The organism is Blautia sp. OM06-15AC (assembly GCF_003481425.1).
Classification (GTDB): Bacteria; Bacillota; Clostridia; order Lachnospirales; family Lachnospiraceae; genus Fusicatenibacter; species Fusicatenibacter saccharivorans.
Genome location: NZ_QULD01000023.1, coordinates 1 through 4,059, shown reverse-complemented (window position 1 = coordinate 4,059; position 4,059 = coordinate 1). Strand labels below are relative to the sequence as shown.

The following is a 4,059-nucleotide window of genomic DNA, read 5'->3' as shown; positions in this document are numbered from 1 at the left end:
TATAAAGACCTTGGAGAGGGTCTCTAAAAACTACTACTATATAATACGAGGAGCTATTCTTATGGGAGTAGGTTATAGAAACCAGGAAGGCTATGCCGATCCGGTGCCATATCTGGCAATCTCCAATATGAATGTCCAATATTACCCCTCATGTTTGCAGACATGCAGGAACAAGAGTGCTGCCGATAACAGAAGATGTGGCAGAAATGTTTCGAGCAATCATCGAAGACAGGAATGCTCCTAAAGTGGAAAAATCCATTGATGGCTACAGTGGATTCCTTTTCTACGATGACAATGGAATGCCACTTGTGGCAATGCACTGGCAGCACCGATTCAACCACATGGTCGGCAGATACAATGATATCTATCGGGTGCAGATGCCTAATATCACACCTCATGTATGCCGACACACCTATTGCAGCAATATGGCAAAATCAGGAATGAATCCAAAGACGTTACAGTACCTCATGGGGCATTCGGATATAAGTGTTACAATGAATGTGTACACGCATATCAGTTTTGATGATGCTGAGGAAGAATTGAAACGTATGGAAGAGTTTAGGAAGGCGCAGGCGGAGGTTGAGCAGAAGAAGGAGAAACCGATGTCGCAGAAAGTGTTTAAAGTTGTATAATATGGAAATGGGATGACGCTCTGGTATAGACTGGGGCGTTATTTTTGTGGAAAAAAGTAGGTTCAGAGGATATAATATAATCAGGGTGATTTAGGAAGATGGGAAAAGCGGTTTTGATTTCATATGAAAGGAATGGTTGTGAAATGTATTACGATGAAAAAACAGCGGAGAAGCCAGAAAAATGGCCTGCGAATGCTCGTGAACAGATTTTAGATACATTATGTGAATGTGTAGAAGAATTTAGGAAAAATCCGTCTTATAAGACAAGAGAAGTCCTTTTGTCTTTAACGTGTGAGCATGATTTGAATTTGAATGAGAATTCTGGATTGGTTCGTGTAACCGAGTATGAAGTTGGGATACTGAATTTTCTCTATTTAGTTGGTAATGCATATCAAATATCTTCATTAAAAACATATATATACAATATTATAACGCAGGTAACTAGATTACAGAAAATTACTTCTTGGTTTAATCCTGTGATTAATTGTGATGAAGAAAATACATATCGTGTAATACCATATGAACAGGGGCTTATGTTCCCACTGAGATTGTATCACATAGCGTATCAAAAGTTCACAATAGAAAAGAATAAGTCATTTGCAGAACAATTAATAGAAATTGTAGAGGAAACGTTAAAAAGCTGCCAAACGGAAGAAGAGATTGATACCTTGACTCATTCATATACATCTATGTTACTGGATATTAGTAATATGCATGGAAGTAAAAGAGAAAAGTTATGGGAATTTACAAGAGAAGAATTATACAAATTATTAGCAATAGAAGCAAAACTACTTAGAATGAATAAGCAGCCTGCAAACATTCGACCAGTTAAGGGTGTGCTTATGATGATGATAAGCAATTTCATTTTAAAATCGAGAAATGGGTATAACAATGATTATATTTGTAAATATCTGCCAATAGAAGTTGCAAAGAGTAGTATTAGTAATCATCAAATTTGGATGAAGAAAACAGAGCTGCTTAATGATGAGCGAGAGAAAAAAGTTATTCCAGAATTGTTTGAAGATATGTCATGGATTCATTATGACTGGATAAAAGACATTGATTTTTCTGAGACACGAAACTATTATGTGTCATGTTTCAGTAAGTCAATAAATAATAGCCATATGCAAGACGGTTATGGAGAATGTTTGTATGGATATAAAAATGATAGAATTGTGGACCTGATTGGACCTATTGGATTATATACATTGACAAAAAAGGCTGACGCTGACGCAGATTTGCCAGATACTATGAAAAGACCATATATAGCTCAAGTAATAACATTTGATGTTTTATATGACATTGAAGAAGCAAAGACGGAATTACAATACTTATTTAGCGTTATAGACATGTTTGATTTATCTGACAATAATAAGAAAATGTTTTTACAGGAGATATTGCAATATTGGATTCTTTCTGTTAAAGATAGCAAATGGAAAGCTGAAAGAGAAAGAAGATATGTTATTTTTTTATATGACGATTATGAATATATTGAAACAGAATTGGATGATACATTCTTGAAAGTTAAAACATCACTTTTTATTACGCCTGATTTTATTATAGGGAAAAATCCTAGCAAATGGGAAATAATGCGACAACTTGCGGCAAAAAGAAAAGCATTGTTTAGTAAAGAATATCTGTTTTGTGAAAATTGTTTAATGCAAGATCATGATGTGGCAATACATGAGAAACCAGAAAAATGTCCGATATGTGGTTCTAAAAATATAAGGATGATATATCACGAGAATGCTTAGTAGTAAGAAGCTTCATTTTACTACCAATTTTACTACTAACAGGTAGTAGCAACGTGTTCAATCTTACTCTGATTTGCCACAATCTGTAATTTCAGAGCATTTAATAAAACACCCGAAAACCCTAGCAAAGCAGGGCGTTTCAGGGCAAAACAAGGAGAAATAAAACAATGATTAAAGTACTTTTTATTTGCCACGGCAGGATTTTCTGTTCAGAATGAAAAGTCTCAAATCGTCTTAAATACTTCTATAAATAGCATTTCTTGTGTTCCATTCTCAATTTTACCAATGATTTACCAATATTTCTGGAGAGTCAGACTTGCAAAACCAGAATGAGGAGATTAAAAATATGAGCAAATTGAAACCAAGAATAACGGAAAACGGAATTGATTATATCCTTGTCGGAGATTACTACATCCCGGATTTGAAACTGCCGGAGGAACACCGCCCCATTGGGAAGTATGGACGGCTACATCAGGAATATTTAAGAGAAGTCCACCCAGCCAGATTGAACACATTGATATTGACCGGGGAGTTATGGACATATCTTGCAGACCTGAACGAACAGGCACAGGAACGGTTAGACATCATCATGGAACAGATGAAAACTGCCGAGGGCGTAACCGAGGAATTGAAGCGTACCCATCAAATGGAATGGGTGCAGCGTTGCAATAACATTCACAACCGGGCAGAAGAAATTGTTTTGCATGAGATGATTTATTCGTAATGATATGTTAAGAGTTAAGCAAATATGAAGTTGTCAAGTTTTTTCAAACAGCCTCATTGCATAGAAATGACAAACAGATTATTCTTAAAGCAGGAGGTGGCAGAAATGGCAAACGAAGATAAGAAAGATTTTAATGCTATGTTGCACGACAATAAGGATATGCCAAAATTTCAAATCATTACAGACCAGAAAAGTATTGAAAAATATGGTGGCAGTAAAATGTATTTTGCACCGCCAATCGACTATGACAAAGTAATGAAAAAAATTCCGTATGGTAAAGTGATTACCGTCGGGAAAATACGAGAATACTTTGCGGAGTTAAGTAGTGCAGATTTTACAGAACCGATTACAGCAGGAATTTTTGTTTCTATTGTGGCATGGGCGAGTTATCAGCGTTCAGAAGATGAAACGCCTTATTGGAGAACATTGAAAGCAAACGGAGAACTAAATGCTAAATACCCAAATGGTATTGAAGCACAAAAAGAAAAATTAGAAGCAGAAGGACACACCATCATTCAAAAAGGGCGTAAAAATGTACGATACTATGTAAAGGACTATGAAAACTCCCTCTTTGATTTGAAATAGGTAAATTTGAATTTGGCAGATGTAAAAGGATTTTGACACTCATAATAAGTGATGTCAAAGCTATTTTGTAGACAATAGTGGGTGTTTTTCCTACAATAAAAGTGCAAGGAGGTATAGTGGCATGGAGCATGATATTGGATGCAAAATCAAGGCAGCCCGAATTGAAAAAAAGCTGACGCAAGAACAGGTTGCCGAATTGTTGGGTGTGAGTCGTCAGACCATCTCAAATTGGGAAAATGAAAAATCCTATCCAGATATTATCAGCGTCATTAAAATGAGCGAATGCTACGATGTCTCTCTTGACTATCTATTGAAAGACTAACTATTAAAAGTCAAGCCTTAAAATGATATTTTTTGAATAAAG

At 35.7% G+C, this 4,059-nt stretch carries 4 protein-coding genes and 1 pseudogene; all 5 read left to right on the top strand.

Features of this window, described 5'->3' with window-relative positions:
- Positions 1 to 164: 164 nt before the first annotated feature.
- Positions 165 to 632 (top strand): annotated as a pseudogene (locus tag DXB83_RS16200) (tyrosine-type recombinase/integrase); the annotation flags it as partial.
- Between the two features lie 98 nt (positions 633 to 730).
- Positions 731 to 2,386 carry a hypothetical protein gene (locus DXB83_RS16195; RefSeq protein WP_117805357.1) on the top strand — a complete coding sequence of 552 codons (1,656 nt, stop codon included), beginning with the start codon at positions 731 to 733 and terminating at the stop codon, positions 2,384 to 2,386.
- 346 nt (positions 2,387 to 2,732) lie between these two features.
- On the top strand, positions 2,733 to 3,110 hold the full coding sequence (locus tag DXB83_RS16190; protein WP_055060280.1) for a TnpV protein: 378 nt from the start codon (positions 2,733 to 2,735) through the stop codon (positions 3,108 to 3,110).
- A 105-nt stretch (positions 3,111 to 3,215) separates the two neighbouring features.
- Positions 3,216 to 3,695 (top strand): MGMT family protein, encoded by a 480-nt coding sequence (locus DXB83_RS16185; protein ID WP_055154158.1) that lies wholly within the window; start codon positions 3,216 to 3,218, stop codon positions 3,693 to 3,695.
- Between the two features lie 121 nt (positions 3,696 to 3,816).
- Positions 3,817 to 4,017: a helix-turn-helix transcriptional regulator gene (locus DXB83_RS16180; protein WP_330426831.1), complete on the top strand. Its 201-nt coding sequence runs from the start codon at positions 3,817 to 3,819 to the stop codon at positions 4,015 to 4,017.
- Positions 4,018 to 4,059 lie beyond the last annotated feature (42 nt).